Below are 21,611 nucleotides of genomic sequence, written 5' to 3'. Positions count from 1 at the left end.
ACCTAATGTCCTTTTATTTGCTGTATTTCATTTAACATTCCATGAATATAGAGCCAATTTTGAGTAATCTCTTCTTGTTCCATATTTTTGTTAGTGATTCTTAAATCACGTAGAGCCCCATCAAAAGGTCTGTCCCCGTTTATCCAATTACCTATATAAAAAGGCATATCACTGTTTACAAAATCACTTGGCATTATAACTGTGCTAGCTAACAATCCATTTAAATAGATTGATACGTTTCTTTTATTAAATGAATATACTAAGTAATGATTTTTTTCAGGTGACAAACTCAATGAAAGTAAGTCATTAAAACCATTACCATCTCCATAGCTTAACATAAATTCATTGTTATTATTGTTATTCTGTTGCAACACAAATCCTTCGAAATTGTTGAATCCTGGGTGATTACCAAAAATATGGGCGTAAGACACTTGTTTTTTTCCTGGAGTAACTACCATTTCTATACTAAAGGATTGAGTTAATTTTACTGGTTCTAAAACAATCCCTTGATTAAATAGCTTATTTTCAAATCCAGTGTGTAAAACTACATCCTCATGGTCATTTTTTAGTAAAAACCCCTTGGCATTTTCTTTAACCAGGAGAGAACGTCCTAGGTTTCCAAATCCATTAACATCCAAGGACTTAACATCCATAATTTTATTATCATTGAAATAGGAATAAATCACTCCCTCTTCTGTATATTCTTTTACTATAAAGTCTTTTATAGTCAATCTAAAAGACTCATATTTATCTGGATTTTCCTTCTCTGCCCAATAACCATTAATATTTACGTCATCACGAAGGTTTTTATTAGGTATAAACAACCTGAACCCATTTCCAGTTATCCCCTTAACAGTTCCATTTATATTGTAAATCTCTTTTACATTACTAATAATTGCATAACCTTGTTTACGGGTAGCCTTATAGTCTAAATAAAATTTTGAATCAGCATCTGAAACATCAACATCATCATATTTTGATATTACCTTAACTTTACTAACATGTGCTGAAGAATATATATTGTAAAACGCTGACACATCCCATAGATAAGAATTGCCAACAAGTAATATTGAATCATTTGTTGGAGAATCCAAAAGGCCCGACTGGAGAGCATTTTGGATAACTTCCCTCGGATATAGGTAACTGCGATTGGCCTCAGTAGCAACAGCCATATTATTGATAAAATTTAGTATACCTAATCCAGCACTTAAAATAAAGAAAACACTAACCATAACTCCCCTATTATTGGCTGTTGTTCTTATAAAGATCATAGATATCAAGTATAGTAACAGTATTATTAAACCAAAATAAGAAATATAGACAGGTAAGTAACCATAGCCCCATACTATTTCATTCTGATACTTTGGTGATAAGGAAATAAGGAGAGAGGGCAAAATTAAAAATGCCACCCCTATTAATAATAAATGTTTACTTTTTTGATCAAGTACAGATTTCAAGCTATGATTTTTTAAAAAAATACTAAATAAAATCACATTTATACATATAATAAATAGAATTGGTATAATCAGAAGCTTTAAATCAACATCCTTTAAATTCGATAACATTGAAGAATTAAATGTAAGATGACTTAGAGGAAAAGCAGCATAAGTTTGTTTAATTAATGTATAAAAATATTTCCCAACTGAGAAATTAACATCATAAGTACCATTAACTAGTCCACTGTTTTTATTTAACCTTAAAGCAAAGGAAATCCCCCCCACTATAAGTATTACAACTACAAAAGGTATTATTTTTTTAATATACTGCTTAACTCCGCTCCTCCACTTTGGTGAATAATAAACAATAATTATCATATGCAATAAGATAAATGTGTATGTTATTTCATACATTAGTGTACTTATTAAAAAAGTAAATAAACTTAGCGATAAAAACAAATATTTGAATTTAGAAGCATTCAAAGAATAGTATAAAAATATTAAAGATGATATTGTCAATAAAAGTACTAATTCCAGTAGCCAATGAAAACCCAAAATTGGATCATGTGGTAATCTAAACTGAAATAAATAAGACGGCAATATAGTAGATAGCACAGCTAAAAAATTGGACTTTGTTAGCAATTTAACAAAATAACCAAATAGTATAATATTAAATAAAACCAATATTAAAATGGTTATTTTATAGAATATTAAACTTCTGATAATGGAAAACAAAAAATACATATAAAAGGCTAGTGGAAAAAACCTTCCCTCATTAATCCATATTGCATTAATTGATTTTGCAAATTCATAAATGTTCAAGTTCCGTTCTTTTGCTATTCCATAAGAATATGAATTAATAGCATCATCACTAATATATCCACTTAATAATAATGGAAATAATACGAGACAATTCAAAAGGATAATCAAAATCGCTACACTGCTGCCTGTCTTTCTATATTCTTCAGTTCCTACCATATTAAGTACCTCATGTCTTCTATTCTACAAAATACATTTTTTATACTAATACTCTAATACAAAATTATCTATCTTAAAATACATTTCTCTAGGGTCGCTTGGAGCCTCAACTCTTGGCGCATAACTATCAAAATTTAATTTATGAACACCGCTAGGTACATTTAATTCAATAATATGTTCTTTGGCTTCGTTATTAATCTCTAATAGCTTGGAATATAGTTCACTATAAATATTCAATTCAGATATCTCAGGAGTTATGGTTGATAAAGTCATTTTTAGCGTAACAATTCTTTCCTCATCAGATAGATTATGAATTGCTATATTACCTTTACTGTTGGCCCATCTCCAATTAAGTAATTCATCCCCTTCCTTCTCATAAACTCCATTCCATTCAATAAATACTGGATTTATAACATTTTCCTTCAATGTATTCAACTCTGCCTCAGAATACTCTTTTTTTATACTCTCTCTATACTCGGTTATATTATAAAATGCTAATCTTTGATTATTACTTTCGATGGGTTCTGTACCTAAGATTTTCTTTAATTCCGTTTCGAGTTCTACTCCATTATCCTTGTAGCCATTACGATCAATATAAATACCTGAAAAATCAGCCACTGTTATTTTTTTCACTACCTCTTCTAAACTATCATTCTGAAGGCTCCGTAACCATATGTCACCTTTTCTACCCTTCATAGCCCCATAACTCCACTTTAAATTCGATGAATGTGAATATGCCTTGAAATGCTCATAGTCACCCATTGCTTGAACCGGTGGATTTTCCGGGAAGGGGACATATGGAAGTTGAAAGATCATTGAACCGGCTGGCAATGCTTTCTCTATTTTCTTTATAAATTCCCTATCACTTGTAAACTCTGCTTTAGTCAACTCATATGGAGGACGAAAGGATTTATTGGTTTGATCCATGATACCAATCAATAAAAGAAAAACAGCAAGAGCTGTAAAAATCATTTTTTTATTTTTATTTGTGGAATTTGCCTTGAACTGTTCAAAAAAATAGAATAAAAAAACTATAGAAAAAAATGCAATAAATATACTTATTCTATTATAGGCTCTAATCTGCGGTGAAATAACTAATGCAATCAAAGATCCTAAACCGCCCATAGTTGCAAGAATAATAGCTAATAAATTTAATAAGCCCAAACTATAAAGAATACTATTTTTCGTGTTTTTATTCGTTCTAAATAACAGATAAAATATAGAAGTAACCAACCCTATACTACCAATAATACCTAAGGTGGATATATTATTCTCATTATTATGTGGGGTTTGGGAAATGTATAGTTGTTTCCCCTTAGATAATAAGGGGATACGATGATTGTCAACAGGTAAAAGAAGTTGGCTAATTTTCAAACCATATATTTCTGATTCCCCAACACTTCTATGTGCACTTTCTAGGTTTGAGCCATTCTTTAGAGTATTAATCAAACTCGGCGATAAATTTAATAGCAATCCAAAAATTATAGTTATTACCAATAATGATGGAGCAACTATACTGGATAACCTCTTGTGTTTTATTAATAAAACAATACTAGCTATAAGAATAAAAAAACACGAGAAAAAAGCATAATAAACACCAGATGAAGAAATCAACAAACACACAATAATACTAAAAAACATTTTACTTTTTATTATTCGCTTAATCCTATTGTCATGTGTTATTTCTTTTTCTATTAAAGAATCATTAAATATCCATACTAAAATTAAAAAAAACAGTGGGATTATATAATAAGAAGATAAAAATAAATGAGGTTCCCCTCTTAAAAAGTGATAAGGCATAAATGAAAACAACAATCCACAAACCAGAGCAGTAATTCTTGAAAACCCTATTTTTCGTAAAGAAAATATTGAAGTAACAGTTGTTAAACTAAAGCCTATTAAAAAATAAATATTAAAAACTAAAAAAGGATCTGAATTAACAAAAGAGATCAACTTCATGATAGAAAAATGTAGGCTATCCGCCATTGGAAAATCAAACATCTCAAGATTAAAGGGAGTCCCTAAAAAAGGGTTAACTAAATACCACCCGTTATCTAACATTCCTTTAATAAGAGTTGATGTTAAGAGGGCATCCCCCCCATATGAGAAAGGTATAAATAAATCAGCACTTTGTAAATCTAACAACCAATAAAGCAAGAGATAGGGAATAACCAGAGCTGCAAGATAAACAAGGATATCTTTAAATTTTTCTTTTTTTACTAAGTAGCAAAACAAATGCTTCACAAAAGAATCCTCCCATATATTATTAAGACTTTCGGTTACTAGATCTTATTAGCCCGAACCATATTTTGCGTATTTTTGAACAAAACACTCAAATAGAAGGTACTGAAAAATGCATTAATTCGTTATTTTCCAATATGGGTTATTTCCTAAAAACACGACTCACCGTGCCTATCGTTTTCTCAATTAGCATCTCTGAAACCATATAGTATTCTTTTTGACTGACTTCAGTTATAAATTTACTTAAATATGAGTTTAAGCCTAACATTATATTGCATTGTTGTAAGGTTAGTAGATTTAATGTAGAAATATATTTTTCAGCACAAACATTCATACTGTTAAATTGCATAACAAAATCTAAAATCTCTGAGGACAGTCCCTTCCTATCCATTCCAATTATTTTCAAGATAGCTTCGATAATTTCATTTACTTCCGAAGCACCAAATCCAACCTTAAATACTAAATTATCTGGAAACTCTTTAAATGATCCTATATTAGTTGTTATTACTGGTTTTCCATGCCCCATAATTTTTAGCAAACTGGCGGAATTTTCCCCCTGAGTAGGGTATCTTAAATTTATACAAATATCTGAGGCAGCAATATATTTATCAAATACTTTTAAATCTACATAACCAGTACAAACTACTTCATCAGTTACTTTATATTTCTTAATAAGTTCCTTAATTGGGTAATTAGGAGATATCTCTCCTACAATATAAAATTTTAAATTACTAATAGACCTTTTCGCTTTAATTAATGCAACTGCCTCAATAATTTTATCTATTCTTTTAGTAGGATTAGCGTATCCTAAGGCACTAATTACAAAATCATTTTGATCTATTCCAAGCTCGACTCTAGCATTTTCTTTTTCAATTTCTAAATCTTCAAACTTACTAATATAAGGGGCTGGAATTGGGACAACATTTATTGGCACATAACTTGCCTGCTTTTGAAGCAGATTCTTAGCAAAGTTTGAGTGTACGATTATTCCAGTCGAATGATCCAATATTCTTAAATTAAGAGGAAAACTTATAGAATCCCCCTCCCATATAGGAGGTATCTCGCCGCTTAGGAACCGATTCACTTCATTAAGCGCTTCTTGTCCATGACAATATAACATTTCGTCACGGTAAGCCTGCAAGTCTCCCTTTTCCAATGTTTTGGCAGCAAAAAAATGATGGAGGGAATAATCATGCAACACAACTATTCCCGGGTATTTTAAGATAAATTCATAGATCTTCTGATGAGCTGAATAGTTATTTCCCATATGGTAGAGTATTGCACTATATTGTTTCTCTGCAAATCTTCTTGAAAACTCAGCATAATTTCTAATTACACATTTTTCACTTAGTTGAGTATTTTGAGGTTGAAATCCATTTTCAACGTACACCTCTATCTCATAAGTTTTAGCTAGCTCCGGCAATAAATCTTCACTATAATCAGAAATTCCTGATCTAATTGGATTTAATGGTGAAAAGTACGCAATCTTTTTCAATTTTTATAACCCCTACCTTATTGTCTCTGTCAATCGGTCAATAACATTTTCCCAAGATATATGTTTTACCATGTCATATCCTACATTTCCAAACTCTTTGGCAACATGTTTATTTTGATACATATAATTGATTTTTACAGAAATCTCATCAGAATTTGTTAATACAAAACCATTGACACCTTCTTTCACAAATTCTAACACTCCTCCAGCATCAACAAGTGTAATAACTGGTTTTGAAGATAAAAAAGCCTCTAGTGTAACATATCCATAGTCTTCATCATAAGGTGCAAAGTAAACAGCTAAACAGTTAGCGTACAACTCAAGTAATTGTTTATCTTCTACAAAACCAAGAAATGTTACCCTATCAGTTAACCCTAATTTTGATGTTAGACGTTCCAACGTTTCCCTTTCAGGTCCTTCGCCAGCTATTAAACATTTAATGTTTGAATTCGTATACTGTAACGATTCTATTAAAAGATCCACTCTTTTTAATTTATCCAATCTTCCTACGGACAGTATATAATTATCAAAGTTATTACAATAGTAGAAACCAACATGCTTGGGAGGATGATATAACACCTCAGAATCAATACTATTGTACTTTTTCAATCGATCAGTTGTATTCTGGGCTATAGTAAAAATTTTTTTCGACTCAGAAAGACTATTGGTATCATATCGGTATATCAGCTCTTTAATTGATAAACTCTCTGGAGAGTAATCATATTGACTATACTGAGTCCCAAACAAGTCGTAAACCTGCCTAAATTGGTGTACTAACCAGGTGACTTTATTGTTGTGATTTATACCATAGGAGGGAAATTTAGTACCGATAACGAGATCAATTTTCTCTCCGTTACTCTCTGATAAATCTATAAATTTCCAATTCATCGCACTTTGAATAAGCTGATCGTTTGGATACCATTTAAAAGGAAGTGCAACAATTTCTGTGTTGTAATCCCTTTTTTTCAATTCTGTAATTAATGAACTAACAAGTAGCTCGGCTCCACCGTGGACAAATGGGACCTGAGAATGACAAACCACTACTTTTTTTTTCATGCTATCACCCGTCTTTTTCTAAAACAAACTATTCTTGAGAGTGGAAGTTCATCAGATACCCTTCCATTATTTAAATATTCGCCAACAGGGATTAAATCTAAAACCTCGAAACCAAAGTTATTAAGCTCACTAAACACCTCAAACTTATGCCAAAATACATCATAAACATTAAATGAGGACCACCCAAGAGAGGATCGCAACTGAGTTTCCGCTTGTGTATTAGGATAATCAGCAATAACTATTCCGTCATTATTTAACATTCCATAAATTTTCTTATACAAAACTCCTCTATCAATAATGTTGAAGTGTCTTATAAATCTAAAAACCGTAATTATATCGAACTTTTTGTCTGTCATATAGTCAAAAAAATCTTCTTTAACATAACAGGCATTACTAGATAACTTATTTACTGAAGTAGCAATCATAAACGAAGAGTTTTCAACGGCAGTAATATCCCCAGCCCCTACTAGTTCCCGGAGAATTCTCCCATCTCCAGAAGCAATATCTAATATATTATTTTCTCCCATAACTTTTGGTGAAAATTTTTTAATAAGTATATCTATTGCTTTTCTCTCAAGTTTATCGTATGTTCTCATCGGAAAGTCTGCAAATCTTGATTCGTCATAGTTTTCGGCGATAAAAGAATCATTATAGTAACTTCTCATTCCGATACGATCCATAACCAAAAACTTACCACTATCATCTAATTCTTTCTGCCACTGTCTTAATGTTGGGGAAGGCATCTGATGTAATAGTTCAAAATAAACTTTTAGATAGGTATTACCATCTGTATTATGAATGTCAAATAATTTTCCACCTTTATCAGATGTGTTTTTTTGGTAAAACTCATAGTTTTGTTCTAATTTTTCTAGTTTTTCTATCAAATCTGTACTATCATTTTTAGAAACAAGTCCAAATTGATAATCGACTATTATATCTTTTAAACCAACGTATTCTGTTACTAAAACAGGAATTCCAAAAAGAATAGATTCAACAATAGAAAGTGGGCATGAGTGATTATTTTCCGTTGTAGTATAAGGTGCTAACATTACATCAATATCACTATAAAACTCATTCATATCTAAATATCCATTATGAACTTCAATATTAGTAATTCCATTCTCTTTACATAACATTAATAGTTCTTGATATCCATCATATCTCCAAGCAATTTTAAATTTATAATTCTCTAATTGCTTCGCTACTGTTAATAATAAATAAATCCCCCTATCCTCCCACATTTCTTTAGACAACGGAGAGGATGCAAATCCAATTGTATGAAGCTTATTTTTAAGTCGCTTTTTATCTCTTTCAGTTGAATAACTTTTAATTCGAGGCAACATAAGATGAGTTTGTAAACCTATATTTTCAAACTTATTTTTAACAAATGTTGACTCAACAAACAAATACAAATTTCCTATGTCAATTGCGTGTCTCAAATGTATAAGGTAACCTTTATCGTAGTTATGAAACCCGACCATCCCTGTAACCGTATATAATGTAACAAATGACACATTAGAGTAACTTCTTTCAAATAGGTAATATCCATCTAAACTATCTGCAAAAATATGAATTAAGCTGGGCTTCTCCTTTTGGAGCAATTCCCCGAAATTCATTCCCCAGTAATAAATATCATATTGTTCATCATATTCCTCTACATTATCTTCCATATCCTCTTCCAGCGAGATAAACTTAAAATCAAAGTAATTTTCATTTCGTTTATATACTTGATAATAAGTTCTAACTTCTTTTTTTATCGCTTCAATATCTTTATCCTTCTTAAAAGAAAAACAGAAAAAGTAAATTTTGGGGTTGTTTAAAATCACTTTGTTATTTAACATTGATTTTAGCATCCGCCTTTATGTTCATATTTACTAATCCGATTGATTTAATATCAGTTAGTATTCTAATAAAAGTAATATCTATCATGCGATCTATAGTTACTGTTTCGTTTCCAGATTGGTCAGTTATTCCAAAAGTGAGGAAATATGTTCCTTCATTTAAATAAATGGGTAATTCTATTTCAGTTTCTAGGATAGTTCCACTACTGACTACATCTATTTGACTACCAAGAATTTTTGTATTTGTACCAAAAACTTCGATTCCATTAATTGTTTTGATAATAACTCCAAATACAGGCAAGAAAACCTCTTCAAAAAACTCTGTCTTAAGATAAATAATTATTCTTTCTCCACTTTTAAACACTGTGGTTTTATTTCCATTTTGATCACGTAATTCATATTCTTTAATTTTAGCTTTACCATTACCGTACCTGATTTCCTCTTTGTCAGTCTCGAGTTGACTAGAAACTTGGAGGTTCGCCGTTAAAGACATCTTCTGATAGAAGTTCACTACTTCATTAGAATTACCTTCAAAGATCAAACTGCCATCGTAAATGATTCCCACCCGATCACAAAGTGCCCTGACAGCATTTAAATCATGTGTTACCAATATTATAGTTTTTCCTAATGCCTTAAACTCTTCAAACTTGGAGTAACACTTTCTTTGAAATACTTCGTCTCCTACTGCCAGCGCTTCATCAATAATAAGCACATCCGGGTCAACATGAATAGCCAAAGAAAATGCTAGTCTGACATACATACCACTTGAATAGCTTTTTACAGGTTTATCAAAAAAATCGCCAATATCAGCAAATTCTTTGATGGCATCCATCTTCCCCTCTATTTCATAGCTTGGAATGCTATATAAGTAGCTGTTATAAATTACATTTTGTCTTCCTGTTAATTCAGGGTGGAATCCAGCCCCCAATTCTAAGAGTGCAGCAATCCTACCTTTAACTTGAAAAATCCCTTGGGAATGTTGTTTGGTTTGCGCAAGTATACTGAGAAGTGTACTTTTTCCGGAACCATTAAATCCAATGATGCCATAAGTCTCCCCTTTAGCTACCTCAAAAGAAAGATTTTTCAATGCCCAAAAATCCTGATGTTTTTTTATAAGCCCGCCTGTAATAAATTCAATTAATTTTGAACTATTTTTGGAGTACAATTTAAATTTTTTCGACAATCCTTTACAAACTATAGCTTTATTATCATTTAGAGTTTCACTAGTATTTGTTGATTCTTTCTCTAATATAATCTGAATGATCTTAGGACTTGATCCATACGATTCGAACCAAGAATCTCCTTCCCGAACCAAATCCCACTGTATATCGATCTCATCAAATTTTGTATACACAATATAATTACATTTGACCAATACACTTTCGCCAGGGGCAATATTATATGGTAATTTTGTACGCAACCCTTCAACTCTCTTACCTTTATCATTTTTATAATGGTAACCTACCAAAACAGGATAATCCTTGCTATAGGCGTACCATACTTCTTTACCTGTATTAGTAAGCACAAGTGAGATCGAACTCATTTTTCCGGGGACTGTAATTCTGCCTTGCACTTCATCGAAAGCAACTATTTTTGCGCTATATGGTGTCATTAGTATTCAACCTACTTTTATTCATACTCTCAAATGCTGCTATTACTTCATCCTCAAGATCTAGATTCTCTGGATTTTCTCTTAATGCCATTAGTAGTAAGTGATACTTACTTTCTTCAATATTACTATTCTTTTCAAACACAGCTAAGTCTCTAAAAAGACTACTCTTAATTTCTCCATATAATTGCTTTTTAATTGTACTTATCTGCTGACTGATCTGTTTACTTGTTTCTTCACTTATTTGCTTCGCTTCTTCACGTATCTGGTTTGCTTCTTCTTTTAACCAACCAGCCTGTTCTCGTATCTGTTCATTTATGCTAATTTGCAGTTCACTTTCATAATAATTACGAATACTCTCCACGTTAGAACAAACAACTTCCTGTATTGCAATCTTGCACTCATCAACTATATCATCTACCATACTCATAGATATGGACTTAAAAATTTCTTTATTTGCTAAATCCTTATCTATTAACTTTCGTTCAATGATGAAAAAATGATCAATTATTTTCTGATTAAAGTGAATTTGTTTCATGAAAATTTGGTGTAATATTTTTCTGAAGAGTTTCTTAGTGAAAATAATAAATTTCCCGAAAAATTTTCGATGTGAATAAAACTCCAAATCTAAAATATTATGGGATTCTATTAACGGTTTCAGCATCATATCTTCCTGATTTTCACTAGTCAAATCAGATGTATTAAAATGATTCTCCAATTTAAACAATATTCTGTCCTGAATACGTTTTTTTAGAATCTTCTCATCAAAATTTAATTTATCCATTTTTTACCTCCTCTTTAATCAAATTAAATCGGATATTTCATCTATCATTTTTTTATAAATAATCCATCCCAATAGGAAGGTAACTAGTGAAATTAGAAGCAGATTTATGATATTTACAAGTTCTCCTTGCAATATTAAACTTTGATACGATTCTATAAAATAATAAAGAGGATTGAATGACATTATCTTCTTCAATCCATCCGGTAGAATATCTAATACATATACGATTGGCGTGAGCCAAAACCAAACTTGAATTAAAATCGATGTAATTTGATTTAAGTCACGAAAATGTACATTGAGTATAGAAAGTACTAAACCAATGCCGGTACAAAACAATTGCTGAAAGATTATGATAATAAGTACAGCTATATAATTTATATGCAACCCATAACCTATTCCTAACAGCACAAAAAATAATAAAGAGTAATTTATGATTAACTCGATAATAGATGAAACGGTCAAGGAAAAAATCAAAATTGATTTCGGGAAATATATCTTTTTTACAATATTTGAATTTTCTATAAAAACGTTTTGGAATCTGGTAATCGTGGTATTGAAAACCGTCCAGGCTAAAATTCCTGAACTAAGATAAACACTATAATCAAATTTGCTATTCATCCCAGGTAACTTCGCGGCCATTAATTGCGAAAAAACTGTAGTATAAAGAATTATATAGGCAATTGGCAACAAAAGGCTCCAGAATAATCCAAGTGTAGAGCCTGCATATTTGTTCCGAAATTCCCTTTTTACCATATCCCAAACCATATAAAGGGTACCACTTTTCATAAGTTATCCTACCACTCTTCTCTTCTTATTTCCTCTAGTACATCTACCAAACTCTGAGTTAAATCAATATTTCTATCCCATGAGATTTGTTTTTTAACTTTATGATTACTTCCATAATAAACTGGAATGTCGACAGGCCTAAATTTGTCTGGATCAATTTTTATTGAAATTTGCTTTGAGGATAAAGAAATCATCATTTGCAGTATGGTCTTAATAGATGTTGCTTGGCCAGAACATAGATTGTATGTTTGTCCCTTCATCCCCTTTTCAGCAATCATTGCATATCCTCTTACTATATCCCTAACATCAGTAAAATCTCTTTTAGAAGAAAGGTTTCCTACATGAATAATAGAATCCTGAAGACCTCTTTCTATATTAACTATCTGATAAGCAAAATCAGGAACTACAAATCCCCTTTTCTGACCCGGACCAATATGATTAAACGGTCTAACATGAACAATGTCCAGATCAAATATTTCAAAAAATTGCTTAACAAGCAACGAAGTACTCATCTTTGATATCCCATACGGATTAGTAGGATTAAGAGGACTCTTCTCCGTAATGGGAAATTGCACTCCATCAAAATATCCATACTCTTCCGATGAACCTATATTTACAATACGAATGTCGTACGACACCTCTCGTACTGCTTCAAACAAATACATTGTTGTAACAGTATTCGTTAAAAAAGTGTTGCTCGGCTGCTCCCAAGCTAACTTTACATTGCTTTGAGCAGCCATATGAAAAATTACATCTGGTTTCGCTTTTTCAATAATCTGAATACATTTCTCTTTGCTGTCTAAATCTGAAATAATTAACTCATCAATTAAATTAGATGGTGGAATAATACTAGAGGATCTTGTTGTCCCGTATACCTTAATTTCTTGATCTTTTAAGAATCGAGCTAAATGACTTCCAGCGAATCCTGTTACTCCAGTAATTAAGGCAGTTTTCATAACACGCCTCCTATCACCGCTTAGAATGTTTCTTCAAATCACTATCAACCATCATTTTCACAAGCTCTTCAAATCCTACTTCTAACTTCCAACCAAGCTTCTTCTGAGCTTTCGAGCTATCCCCTAACAACAAATCTACCTCAGCTGGACGAACAAACTTCGGATCGATAACTACATAATCTCTCCAATTCAAACCAACGTGCCCAAAAGCAACCTCTACTAGCTCTTCAACCGTATGAGTTTCACCTGTCGCAATAACAAAATCTTCCGGTTGATCTTGTTGCAGCATCAACCACATTGCCTTAACATAGTCTCCCGCAAAACCCCAATCCCGTTTGGCATCTAAATTGCCCATTCGCAGTTCATTTTGTAGACCCAACTTAATTCGTGCCACTGTATCGGTAACCTTACGAGTAACAAACTCTATTCCGCGGCGTGGTGATTCATGGTTAAATAGAATACCGGAACATGCGAACATATCAAAGCTTTCTCGATAATTAACAGTAATCCAATGTCCATATACTTTCGCTACCCCATAAGGGCTTCTTGGATAAAACGGTGTCGTTTCTTTTTGAGGAGTTTCTACAACCTTACCAAACATCTCACTGCTCGACGCCTGATAAAATCTAGCGTCAGGCTTGGTAAGGCGAACAGCATCCAGCATATTTGTTACTCCAATAGCCGTAGCTTGCCCCGTCAATGCCGGCTGCTCCCAAGATGTAGCCACAAAAGATTGGGCGGCAAGATTATATACTTCATCAGGATTAGATTTTTTAATAGCACTTATTAGAGAACCTTGATCCAACAAGTCCCCTTCAATAAATTCAATTTCATTTTTAATATGCTCAATATTCTCCATCATTGGTGTACTTGTTCTCCGGCGAAGACCATATACTTTGTAACCCTTCTCTAGGAGAAGCTCTGCCAAATAAGAACCGTCTTGACCTGTTATTCCTGTTATCAATGCATTTTTAGTCATGTTATAAATCTCCCTTTATCCTTAATTTAGTTCTATTGTTATAAGTATTGTTCTAATTTCTGCATTCTTAATTCTTTAAGCAGTAATTTGACTTCCTGAGCCTTATCCTTACTACAGATTAGAGTTACATCCTCAGTATCAACAATAATTAAATCCTCAATTCCCAATGTCGCTATAAGCTTCCCATTGCTTTCAATGATACATCTTTTGGTATCCAAATTTAAAATATTACCTTTGATAACATTACCATTCTCATCTAAATCATTGATTCGTTCCAACGCTGTCCAACTACCAACGTCATCCCACCCGAAAATACACGGAATTACAAAGATATCTTCCACTTTTTCCATTATACCGTAATCAATTGATTGGTCAGGCATCTTTATGAATTCTGTCCGAATAATATCTTCGAGATTTGTCTGACCAAAAGCATCGCGGATCGTCTCAAGTATATCATGCATTTCTGGCATTAATTCCCTAATATATCGACGTATGACTTCATTTCTCCAAATGAAAATTCCGCTATTCCAATAATAGTTTCCTGCTTCCATGTAGGACTCGGCAGTTACAAAATCAGGCTTTTCAACAAACTTACTTACTTTGAATACTTCAAGCTCGTTTACCAGATCCCTATGTTCGGTACTTTCAATATAACCATATCCAGTTTCAGGATAAGTAGGCTGGATTCCCAAGGTCACTAAACTTTTATTATCCTGTGCTACTTCCACTGCAGTCTTCAAAATTTTTATAAAACCATCTTCATTTTCAATAATATGGTCAGATGGCAGTACAATCATTGTACTATCCGGAAATTTCTCCTCAATAAGTATAGATGCTAGCCCAATGCAAGGAGCAGTATTTCTCCCAACAGGCTCAATGATAATATTATTATGAGGTAAATGTGGTATTTGAGCTTTAATTAGCTCAGCATAAAGTTCATTCGTCACAATAAAAATCTGACTGATATCTATTAACTTTTCAAGGCGGGCAATGGACTGCTGAATCATTGACTTATTCCCTGAAATATTAAGGAATTGCTTCGGCAAGTTCGTTCTGCTTTTAGGCCAAAAGCGTTCTCCTTTTCCTCCAGCCATAATTACGCAAGTAATTGTCATGTTATCCTCCAAATTTCCATAAATAAATATAGTCGAGACGTTTCTGGATCAACCTCCCAACAGCTTCTGGTGAATATTGCTCCTGAATATATTTTTGTCCTGCTAAAGCTATGGATCGATAATAATCTTCATCATCTACCAGCCTCTTCATGAATTGTGCCGCATGGTGAATATTAGGGTCAGCCCAGTACTGATATCCTTTATAAGGACCGTAATCCTCGCCTAATGCTATAAGCGTATAGTCTACTAAACAAGAATTGCTATCATTCATAAAATCTATATTAGATGACCAATTTGTACCTATCACAGGTTTTCCTAAGTACATGGCCTCTGCCAAGCCAAGTCCAAACCCTTCACTACGATGTAGCGAAACAAAACAATCGGTTATGGATAATAACGAATTAACATCATTTCGATTGAGCGTTTCCTTAATTAAATATATGTTCTGATAATTTGCTATCAGGGAATCTAGCAATTCAAGGTCAGTTTGACCACTTTTATAGCAATTTACTTTTAGAACCAAACCAACATGCAAGTCATCGGGTGCAAACGCAGCTTTAAATGCCTCTATGGATGCACGCGGATTTTTTCGCTCTTGGTAACTTTTCACATCATACATAGATAGAAACAAAAATGCATCTTTAGGTAGGTGATAGTACTCTCTATTTCTAGGTTCCACTAAATCCACTTTAATCGAATGAGGGATCTTCACTACTGGCACTGGACTTTTCATGGCTACTGAATCAGCTACGAATGTAGAGGGGACCCATACCTCATCCACAAGATTAAAATTATCGATCCACTCGTCAGGGAAATCCAGTAATTCCCAATGCCAATATCCTATGTTATACCTTCCTTGGAACAGAGAATTACCGTAGTGAGCATAGACTTCCGTCATCTGCTCAGCATTAATATGAAATAGATTTACACTATGTAGTGGGGCTTCCATTTCTCTATGGCTCCAAGTAAAATCTTGCATTCTGGCACTATTAGTACCAATAAAATTAAGAATTCCAAACGGAATTTCTACAGCATCTAAATTTCTTGCCGCAATCCTACATGATTCTCCAATGCCCATCTCAGCTCTTGAATAACCTATCAGATTAATACCATTTGATAAGTTAGTTAAAGATTGATTCCCGGACTTTTTCTCAATCGGAAATGCCTTTTTGAGAAGCATTTTTTTTGCTTTTTGTCTTATTCTCTGAGGAAATAATGGCAGAATTACAGGTTTGAAAACAACTGCCATTTTATAAGCGATTCGATACAGAACATTTTTAATTGTTAACACCACCGAATTTGTATATCAACTCTATCAATGTATATTTGGCTCCAACTCTACCATTATGCTAAAATACTAACGTATCTACAAGCAAAGGAGATTGTAACCTTGTCGAATCAAGTATACGGGAAAAAAGCCGTAGCGTCGAGAAATGGCGAGAAATTATCTGCGACAAAGTGGCTGTTAATGTTTGGCATTGTGATTTTGATGATATGGGCTCCGTTCCAAGCAGGCTTGTTCAATGGCCTAATCTTAGTTTTTGAGAAGCCTATTTATTGGGCCGTCATGCTCGGCAGCTTCCTGCTGCTGATCTGGTTAGCCGCTTCCTACAAAAATATCAAACTCGAGGATCAGCGGGATTGGACAGCCGCCTATGTCGTGCTGCTGCCGCTTACGTACCTGCTCTCTCTTATATCTGCGGCATCGCATTATTTTGCAATGAATATGGTGCTTATCCAATGCCTTTACGCCATTATGTTCATTATATGCCTATACTTATTGCAAAATAAACAGGCCAATCGATTTGTTGAGAATACGACAATTACGGCCGCTTATATTATCGTGATATTTGGGCTGTTGAACTGGTTGGGCCAGGGAAAAACCGCTTCCGCTCTGGTTGGATGGTTCACGGCAACGGTATTAGATGATGGTCAATACAATCAGGCCATTTGGATTGACGCTAACGGCCCGCGGCTGGCCTCGGTGTTCCAGTATCCGAATACATACGCCGCATTTCTAATGGCTTTCTTCTTTGCCGCGGTGTTTGCCATTACGCGTTCCCGGAAATGGTATGCACAGGCAATTCATGCCTTCATGCTCGTACCGATGGCACTGTCCATCCTGCTCACTCTGTCTCGCGGCGGCCTGGTCTTCTTGCCAGTCGTATTTATAGTGCTGCTGTTGTTCCTGAAGCCGGCCAAGCAAATTCTCTGGATCCTATACTGCCTCATTGCCGGGATCGGCACCTTGCTGATCGCTAAGCCCGTAACGGATTTGGGCCAGCAGTTCCATCTGGGGACGATCAATGACCCAGCGAAGGGCTGGGGCTACATTCTAGTTGTATCCGTGCTTGTTGCGGCTTTGGCCTGGGCCATTCAGCGCTTCCTTGCACCGAAACTGGAGCAAGGGCTAGGCCGCTTGTCTGACCGGAAGCTTTCTAACCTGTGGCTGCCTATCGGCTCAGTTGTCGCTGTTGCTATACTAGTGGCTGTCTTTCTTGGCACCAATGCCAAGCATTTGCTGCCTGGCAATATCGGAGAACGCCTAGAGAACATTAACTTTCAGCAGCACAGTGTGCTCGAGCGCTTAACCTTCTATAAGGATTCAATGAAGGTCATGAAGGATTATCCTGTTATTGGTGCAGGGGGAGGGGCCTGGGCTGCCCTCTATGAAAAGTATCAGAATAACCCTTATTTAAGCCGCCAAGCTCACAGCTTCATCATGCAGTATTTAGTAGAAGTTGGCATTCTAGGTTTCGTGATATTTCTGTCCTTTATATTGTTTATTTTTTACAAATACATTCGTCGTTACGTGCGCTCCTCAGAGGATGAGCGTGAAGCGTATTTTATTTCCTTTATTTTGGTCTTCTCGTTGTTCGTCCACAGTTTGATGGACTTTAATATGAGCTATGTGTACATCGGGATAATTATGTTTATGGGGTTAGCCGGAATGGCAGTCGCTATGGACAATAAGCCTGTGAAACGGCTGGCCATCAAGCCATCGATTGCACGCGGAGTATACAGTGTCGTTGCGGTTGCTGGTTCACTCGTCCTTATCTTTACTTCAATTCGCTATATTCAAGCCACTGAAGATGCCAATAAGGGAATTGCTCTGCTTTCTAAGAGTACCAACTTTCAAGAAGTCAAGGCTCCGCTGGACCGGGCGCTGAAGAAGCGGGCAAACCAGCCGGATGCCGTGTTACATTTGCATGTATTACTTAAAGCCGTTTATGAGCAGACACAGGAACAATCTTACTATGATCAAAGCATGAATGTCCTGGTGAAGGCTCTGAAGAGCGAGCCGTTTAATAAAAGCATTTATAACCAATTAATCGTCCTCCACGAATTAAAAGGGGAAAACGAGCAAATATACACCATTCTCAGGGACAATGCAGATAAATATACCTGGGATATGAATTGGTATGACCAGTTGATTGCTCATTCTTTTGAACTCGGATACCAGGCGTTAGGCCAGGGAAATAACGCCGACAAAGAATCGTACTTCCAAACGGGATTGCAGGCCTACCAGCACGTTGCCGACGGAGTGGAGCACTTAAAGACGCTGCCGCCAGGACAATTCCAGGGGGGAGAATTCTATATTACACCGCAAATGTCCCTCAACGCTGGAAAAATGCAGTTCATGATGAATCAGCCGGATCAGGCCGCAGCCATTCTGAAAAACGGCCTGACTGAAGATCTGAATGACCCGACGATCCGGGAAATGGCTCGTTGGTATCTGGCAGCACTTCAGCACAGCGGTGGTAACGATCAGGAAGTATACGATCAGCTCATGCAAATAGATCCTGCCGAAAAGGATGCTATTGATCAAATCGCTCAGCTGCAATTTTAATCCAAACAAAAACGGCCTCTCTTTATCGAGAAGCCGTTTTTGTTTGTTCTTTTTTATCGACAATTCCCGCCATATACTCCAGCAGTTGAGCCCTCAATTCCTCACTCTGCAGTGCATAGTGGATCGTTGTTTGGATAAAGCCCAGCTTCTCGCCCACATCATGCCGGGTACCTTCAAAGTTATAAGCAATAATCTGCTCGTACTCCTTAAGCCTTGAAATGGCATCTGTCAGCTGAATTTCCCCGCCTACGCCGATCCGCTGTTCTTCCAAAATACTAAAAATACCCGGCGTTAAAATATATCTTCCCATAATAGCGAGATTTGACGGAGCTTTGTCCGCCCCTGGCTTCTCAACCAGCTGATTAGCCAAGTATACACGTTCACCAATTTCCGTTCCATCAACGATCCCATACCGGGAAACCTCAGTCCATGGCACAGGCTGCACACCGACGATCGAGGACTTCTGCTTATCGAACACCTCAATCATCTGCTGCAGGCACGGTTTGCCCGATTCTACGATATCATCGCCTAGCAGTACGGCAAAGGGCTCGTCCCCTATGAACTTTCTCGCGCACCAAATCGCGTGCCCAAGTCCTTTCGGCTCCTTCTGCCGGATATAGTGGATGTCCGCCATTTCCGAGGACTTACGAACCTCCTCCAGCAGCTTCCACTTGCCTTTTTCATTGAGGTTATATTCGAGTTCAAAAGAGTTATCAAAATGATCTTCGATTGCCCGTTTACCTTTTCCCGTAACGATAATGATATCCTCAATTCCTGAAGCAACTGCCTCCTCCACAATATATTGGATTGTCGGTTTATCCACAATTGGCAGCATTTCCTTAGGCATCGCCTTCGTTGCCGGTAAAAAGCGCGTTCCGAGTCCTGCCGCAGGGATAATTGCTTTACGGATTTTCATATTTCTTTTCCCTTTCTGAATAAAAGACCTGGAATAAATATATGCCTATTATACACAAAATATGGGCAATCAAGTAATTCCCCTTCCCAACAGGCTCAAAAAAAGACGGCCCCCATCTCCAATGGGAAAACCGTCCTGTCTAAAATAATATGACTCCCCCTCGTCTTACTGACTCCACAATTTACGAATCGTGAAGCGGCTAGACTGCTCCTGACTGGGGTGATGCCGGCCCGGCTCGGGTGTGTGAAGCAAGCGTTCCGTACCGTATTCCAGCTTGCGATATGCCCGTTCCCCGCTAATGTCCAGCTTCTCCTGAACACGGGTAACCACAGCTTGCATTTCCAAATGCCCTTCGAACATGAAATTCATCCTCCTTCAAATGAATGAACAACACGAACGTTGAATTTGGTTACGCTTACATTATAACATGAATGCACTATCCTCAGGAGGCAAAACTTTGACTTTTCTTAGCTTTTCAGAGACCGTATTCAACAGTATAAGATTACATGTTTAGTTCAGGTAAATACTTTTGTTCATGGTCTACTACTTTAAATAAAAGAACAATGTTCTCCTCATTTTAAACACCTCTTAGATTTCCTTTATATTACTAAGGCTCCAAAAGGATACATTAAAACAACCTGTTGAAGTATTAGTTCTTTGAGCTCTCATAAAGTATATAAAAACTCAAGTATTTTAATAATCAGGTTGTAAAACGCCTTCTATAAACACCTTTCTCTTATGAGAGGGAAAATTGTGGCTATGCCTAAGGATTCTCCTCTCTTATTCCTAAAAACATAACGAAAAGAGGTAATCGTGATGGAAGAGTATGCAAAAGTTCTGCGTTGGTCGACGGAAAAGGCCGTATATGGGCTAAAAACAACCATTCAGCTGCCCAAAGCCGCAACCTTCGAGAAAAATGTAGGGTTCATTAACTTTTATTTAGGAGTATATGGTGCGAATGTTCATTATGAATGTGGCCTATCCACTAAGCCTGCTGAAGCAGCTAACGATCACTGGCATTGGTTCTGGAATACCGGATTCTCCAATGACGGGGGACCTTGGATGATAAAAGGCGGAGCTACAGTTCCAATTGAGCTATCTCTGAATGGTGATCACCAGCTCGAATACAAGGTGGCCGGGGAAGTTGTAAAAACCTTCTTCGCTGAAACCGAGCCTTTTGGAGCTCTAAGCAACGCCCGGCTCGTCGTCGCGGCTTGCGATCAAAAATTCGAATCCATTCCCGAGCCTCTTCCCGAGTGGACGACGCGTCATAATACCGTCATATGCGATGGCTTTAGCTATCGAGACAGCTGCGGCACGTGGGTAATGTTGTCGGCGGCGAATTCTTCTCCGCCGGAAGCTACGATATTCTGGCCGACGGGTTATGAGCATACGGGCACGCCTGCTGATTATACGACGACAATATTTGCGGGTAAAATAATCGCTTCGCTTGTGGATTGAGTTTAGCAGTAATCACATTTTTATCTTTTATTCTGCTTAGCATTTATATTTTCTATCAGCTGATCGTAAGGTTAAGAAGTAATCAAACTTACCTCCTTCGAGCTCAAC

At 35.7% G+C, this 21,611-nt stretch carries 16 protein-coding genes; 2 read left to right on the top strand and 14 right to left on the bottom strand.

Going from position 1 to position 21,611, the window contains the following annotated elements:
• Positions 1 to 2: 2 nt before the first annotated feature.
• The 12 genes from G358_RS0102840 to G358_RS0102785 all read right to left on the bottom strand — a co-directional run bounded on the left by G358_RS0102840 (position 3) and on the right by G358_RS0102785 (position 16,570).
• Entirely contained in the window at positions 3 to 2,414 is a 2,412-nt protein-coding gene (locus G358_RS0102840) for a LamG-like jellyroll fold domain-containing protein (protein ID WP_019635697.1), read from the bottom strand.
• Positions 2,415 to 2,459: 45 nt separating this feature from the next.
• On the bottom strand, positions 2,460 to 4,658 hold the full coding sequence (locus G358_RS0102835) for a DUF6311 domain-containing protein (RefSeq protein ID WP_019635696.1): 2,199 nt from the start codon (positions 4,656 to 4,658) through the stop codon (positions 2,460 to 2,462).
• A gap of 139 nt (positions 4,659 to 4,797) precedes the next feature.
• On the bottom strand, positions 4,798 to 6,150 hold the full coding sequence (locus G358_RS0102830; protein ID WP_019635695.1) for a glycosyltransferase family 4 protein: 1,353 nt from the start codon (positions 6,148 to 6,150) through the stop codon (positions 4,798 to 4,800).
• A 12-nt stretch (positions 6,151 to 6,162) separates the two neighbouring features.
• Positions 6,163 to 7,206, bottom strand: a complete 1,044-nt coding sequence (locus G358_RS0102825) for a glycosyltransferase family 4 protein (protein WP_019635694.1) — start codon at positions 7,204 to 7,206, stop codon at positions 6,163 to 6,165.
• Positions 7,203 to 9,047: a glycosyltransferase gene (locus tag G358_RS0102820; RefSeq protein WP_019635693.1), complete on the bottom strand. Its 1,845-nt coding sequence runs from the start codon at positions 9,045 to 9,047 to the stop codon at positions 7,203 to 7,205. Before G358_RS0102820 ends, G358_RS0102825 begins: the two co-directional genes overlap by 4 nt.
• Entirely contained in the window at positions 9,037 to 10,659 is a 1,623-nt protein-coding gene (locus G358_RS29375) for an ABC transporter ATP-binding protein (protein ID WP_019635692.1), read from the bottom strand. The genes G358_RS0102820 and G358_RS29375 overlap by 11 nt, the downstream gene beginning before the upstream one ends.
• Positions 10,646 to 11,440 (bottom strand): hypothetical protein, encoded by a 795-nt coding sequence (locus G358_RS0102810; RefSeq protein WP_019635691.1) that lies wholly within the window; start codon positions 11,438 to 11,440, stop codon positions 10,646 to 10,648. Before G358_RS0102810 ends, G358_RS29375 begins: the two co-directional genes overlap by 14 nt.
• A gap of 18 nt (positions 11,441 to 11,458) precedes the next feature.
• The gene (locus tag G358_RS34470) at positions 11,459 to 12,193 is read right to left on the bottom strand and encodes an ABC transporter permease (RefSeq protein ID WP_420836042.1); all 735 of its coding nucleotides are present in this window, start codon (positions 12,191 to 12,193) and stop codon (positions 11,459 to 11,461) included.
• Positions 12,194 to 12,234: 41 nt separating this feature from the next.
• Positions 12,235 to 13,182, bottom strand: coding sequence for a GDP-mannose 4,6-dehydratase (locus G358_RS0102800; RefSeq protein WP_019635689.1), 948 nt, complete (start codon positions 13,180 to 13,182; stop codon positions 12,235 to 12,237).
• Between the two features lie 13 nt (positions 13,183 to 13,195).
• Positions 13,196 to 14,161 (bottom strand): GDP-mannose 4,6-dehydratase, encoded by a 966-nt coding sequence (gene gmd, locus G358_RS0102795; RefSeq protein ID WP_019635688.1) that lies wholly within the window; start codon positions 14,159 to 14,161, stop codon positions 13,196 to 13,198.
• Positions 14,162 to 14,199: 38 nt separating this feature from the next.
• Positions 14,200 to 15,276, bottom strand: a complete 1,077-nt coding sequence (locus tag G358_RS0102790) for a mannose-1-phosphate guanylyltransferase (protein WP_019635687.1) — start codon at positions 15,274 to 15,276, stop codon at positions 14,200 to 14,202.
• A 1-nt stretch (position 15,277) separates the two neighbouring features.
• Positions 15,278 to 16,570, bottom strand: coding sequence for a glycosyltransferase (locus G358_RS0102785; RefSeq protein ID WP_019635686.1), 1,293 nt, complete (start codon positions 16,568 to 16,570; stop codon positions 15,278 to 15,280).
• A gap of 96 nt (positions 16,571 to 16,666) precedes the next feature.
• Between G358_RS0102785 and G358_RS0102780 the strand changes: the two genes are divergently transcribed.
• Positions 16,667 to 19,126 (top strand): O-antigen ligase family protein, encoded by a 2,460-nt coding sequence (locus G358_RS0102780; RefSeq protein ID WP_019635685.1) that lies wholly within the window; start codon positions 16,667 to 16,669, stop codon positions 19,124 to 19,126.
• Positions 19,127 to 19,148: 22 nt separating this feature from the next.
• Here G358_RS0102780 and galU read toward each other — a convergent pair whose 3' ends face one another.
• Together galU and G358_RS0102770 are read right to left on the bottom strand one after the other, a co-directional pair.
• Positions 19,149 to 20,042 (bottom strand): UTP--glucose-1-phosphate uridylyltransferase GalU, encoded by an 894-nt coding sequence (gene galU / locus G358_RS0102775; RefSeq protein WP_019635684.1) that lies wholly within the window; start codon positions 20,040 to 20,042, stop codon positions 19,149 to 19,151.
• A gap of 165 nt (positions 20,043 to 20,207) precedes the next feature.
• A complete protein-coding gene (locus tag G358_RS0102770; RefSeq protein ID WP_019635683.1) occupies positions 20,208 to 20,402 on the bottom strand; it encodes a hypothetical protein in 195 nt (64 codons plus the stop codon).
• A gap of 456 nt (positions 20,403 to 20,858) precedes the next feature.
• Here G358_RS0102770 and G358_RS0102765 point away from each other — a divergent pair, with 456 nt between their 5' ends.
• A complete protein-coding gene (locus G358_RS0102765; RefSeq protein ID WP_019635682.1) occupies positions 20,859 to 21,503 on the top strand; it encodes a hypothetical protein in 645 nt (214 codons plus the stop codon).
• Positions 21,504 to 21,611: the final 108 nt, after the last annotated feature.

Origin of the sequence: Paenibacillus fonticola DSM 21315, assembly GCF_000381905.1 — a bacterium.
Classification (GTDB): Bacteria; Bacillota; Bacilli; order Paenibacillales; family Paenibacillaceae; genus Fontibacillus; species Fontibacillus fonticola.
This window is presented reverse-complemented; position numbering and strand designations above follow the sequence as displayed.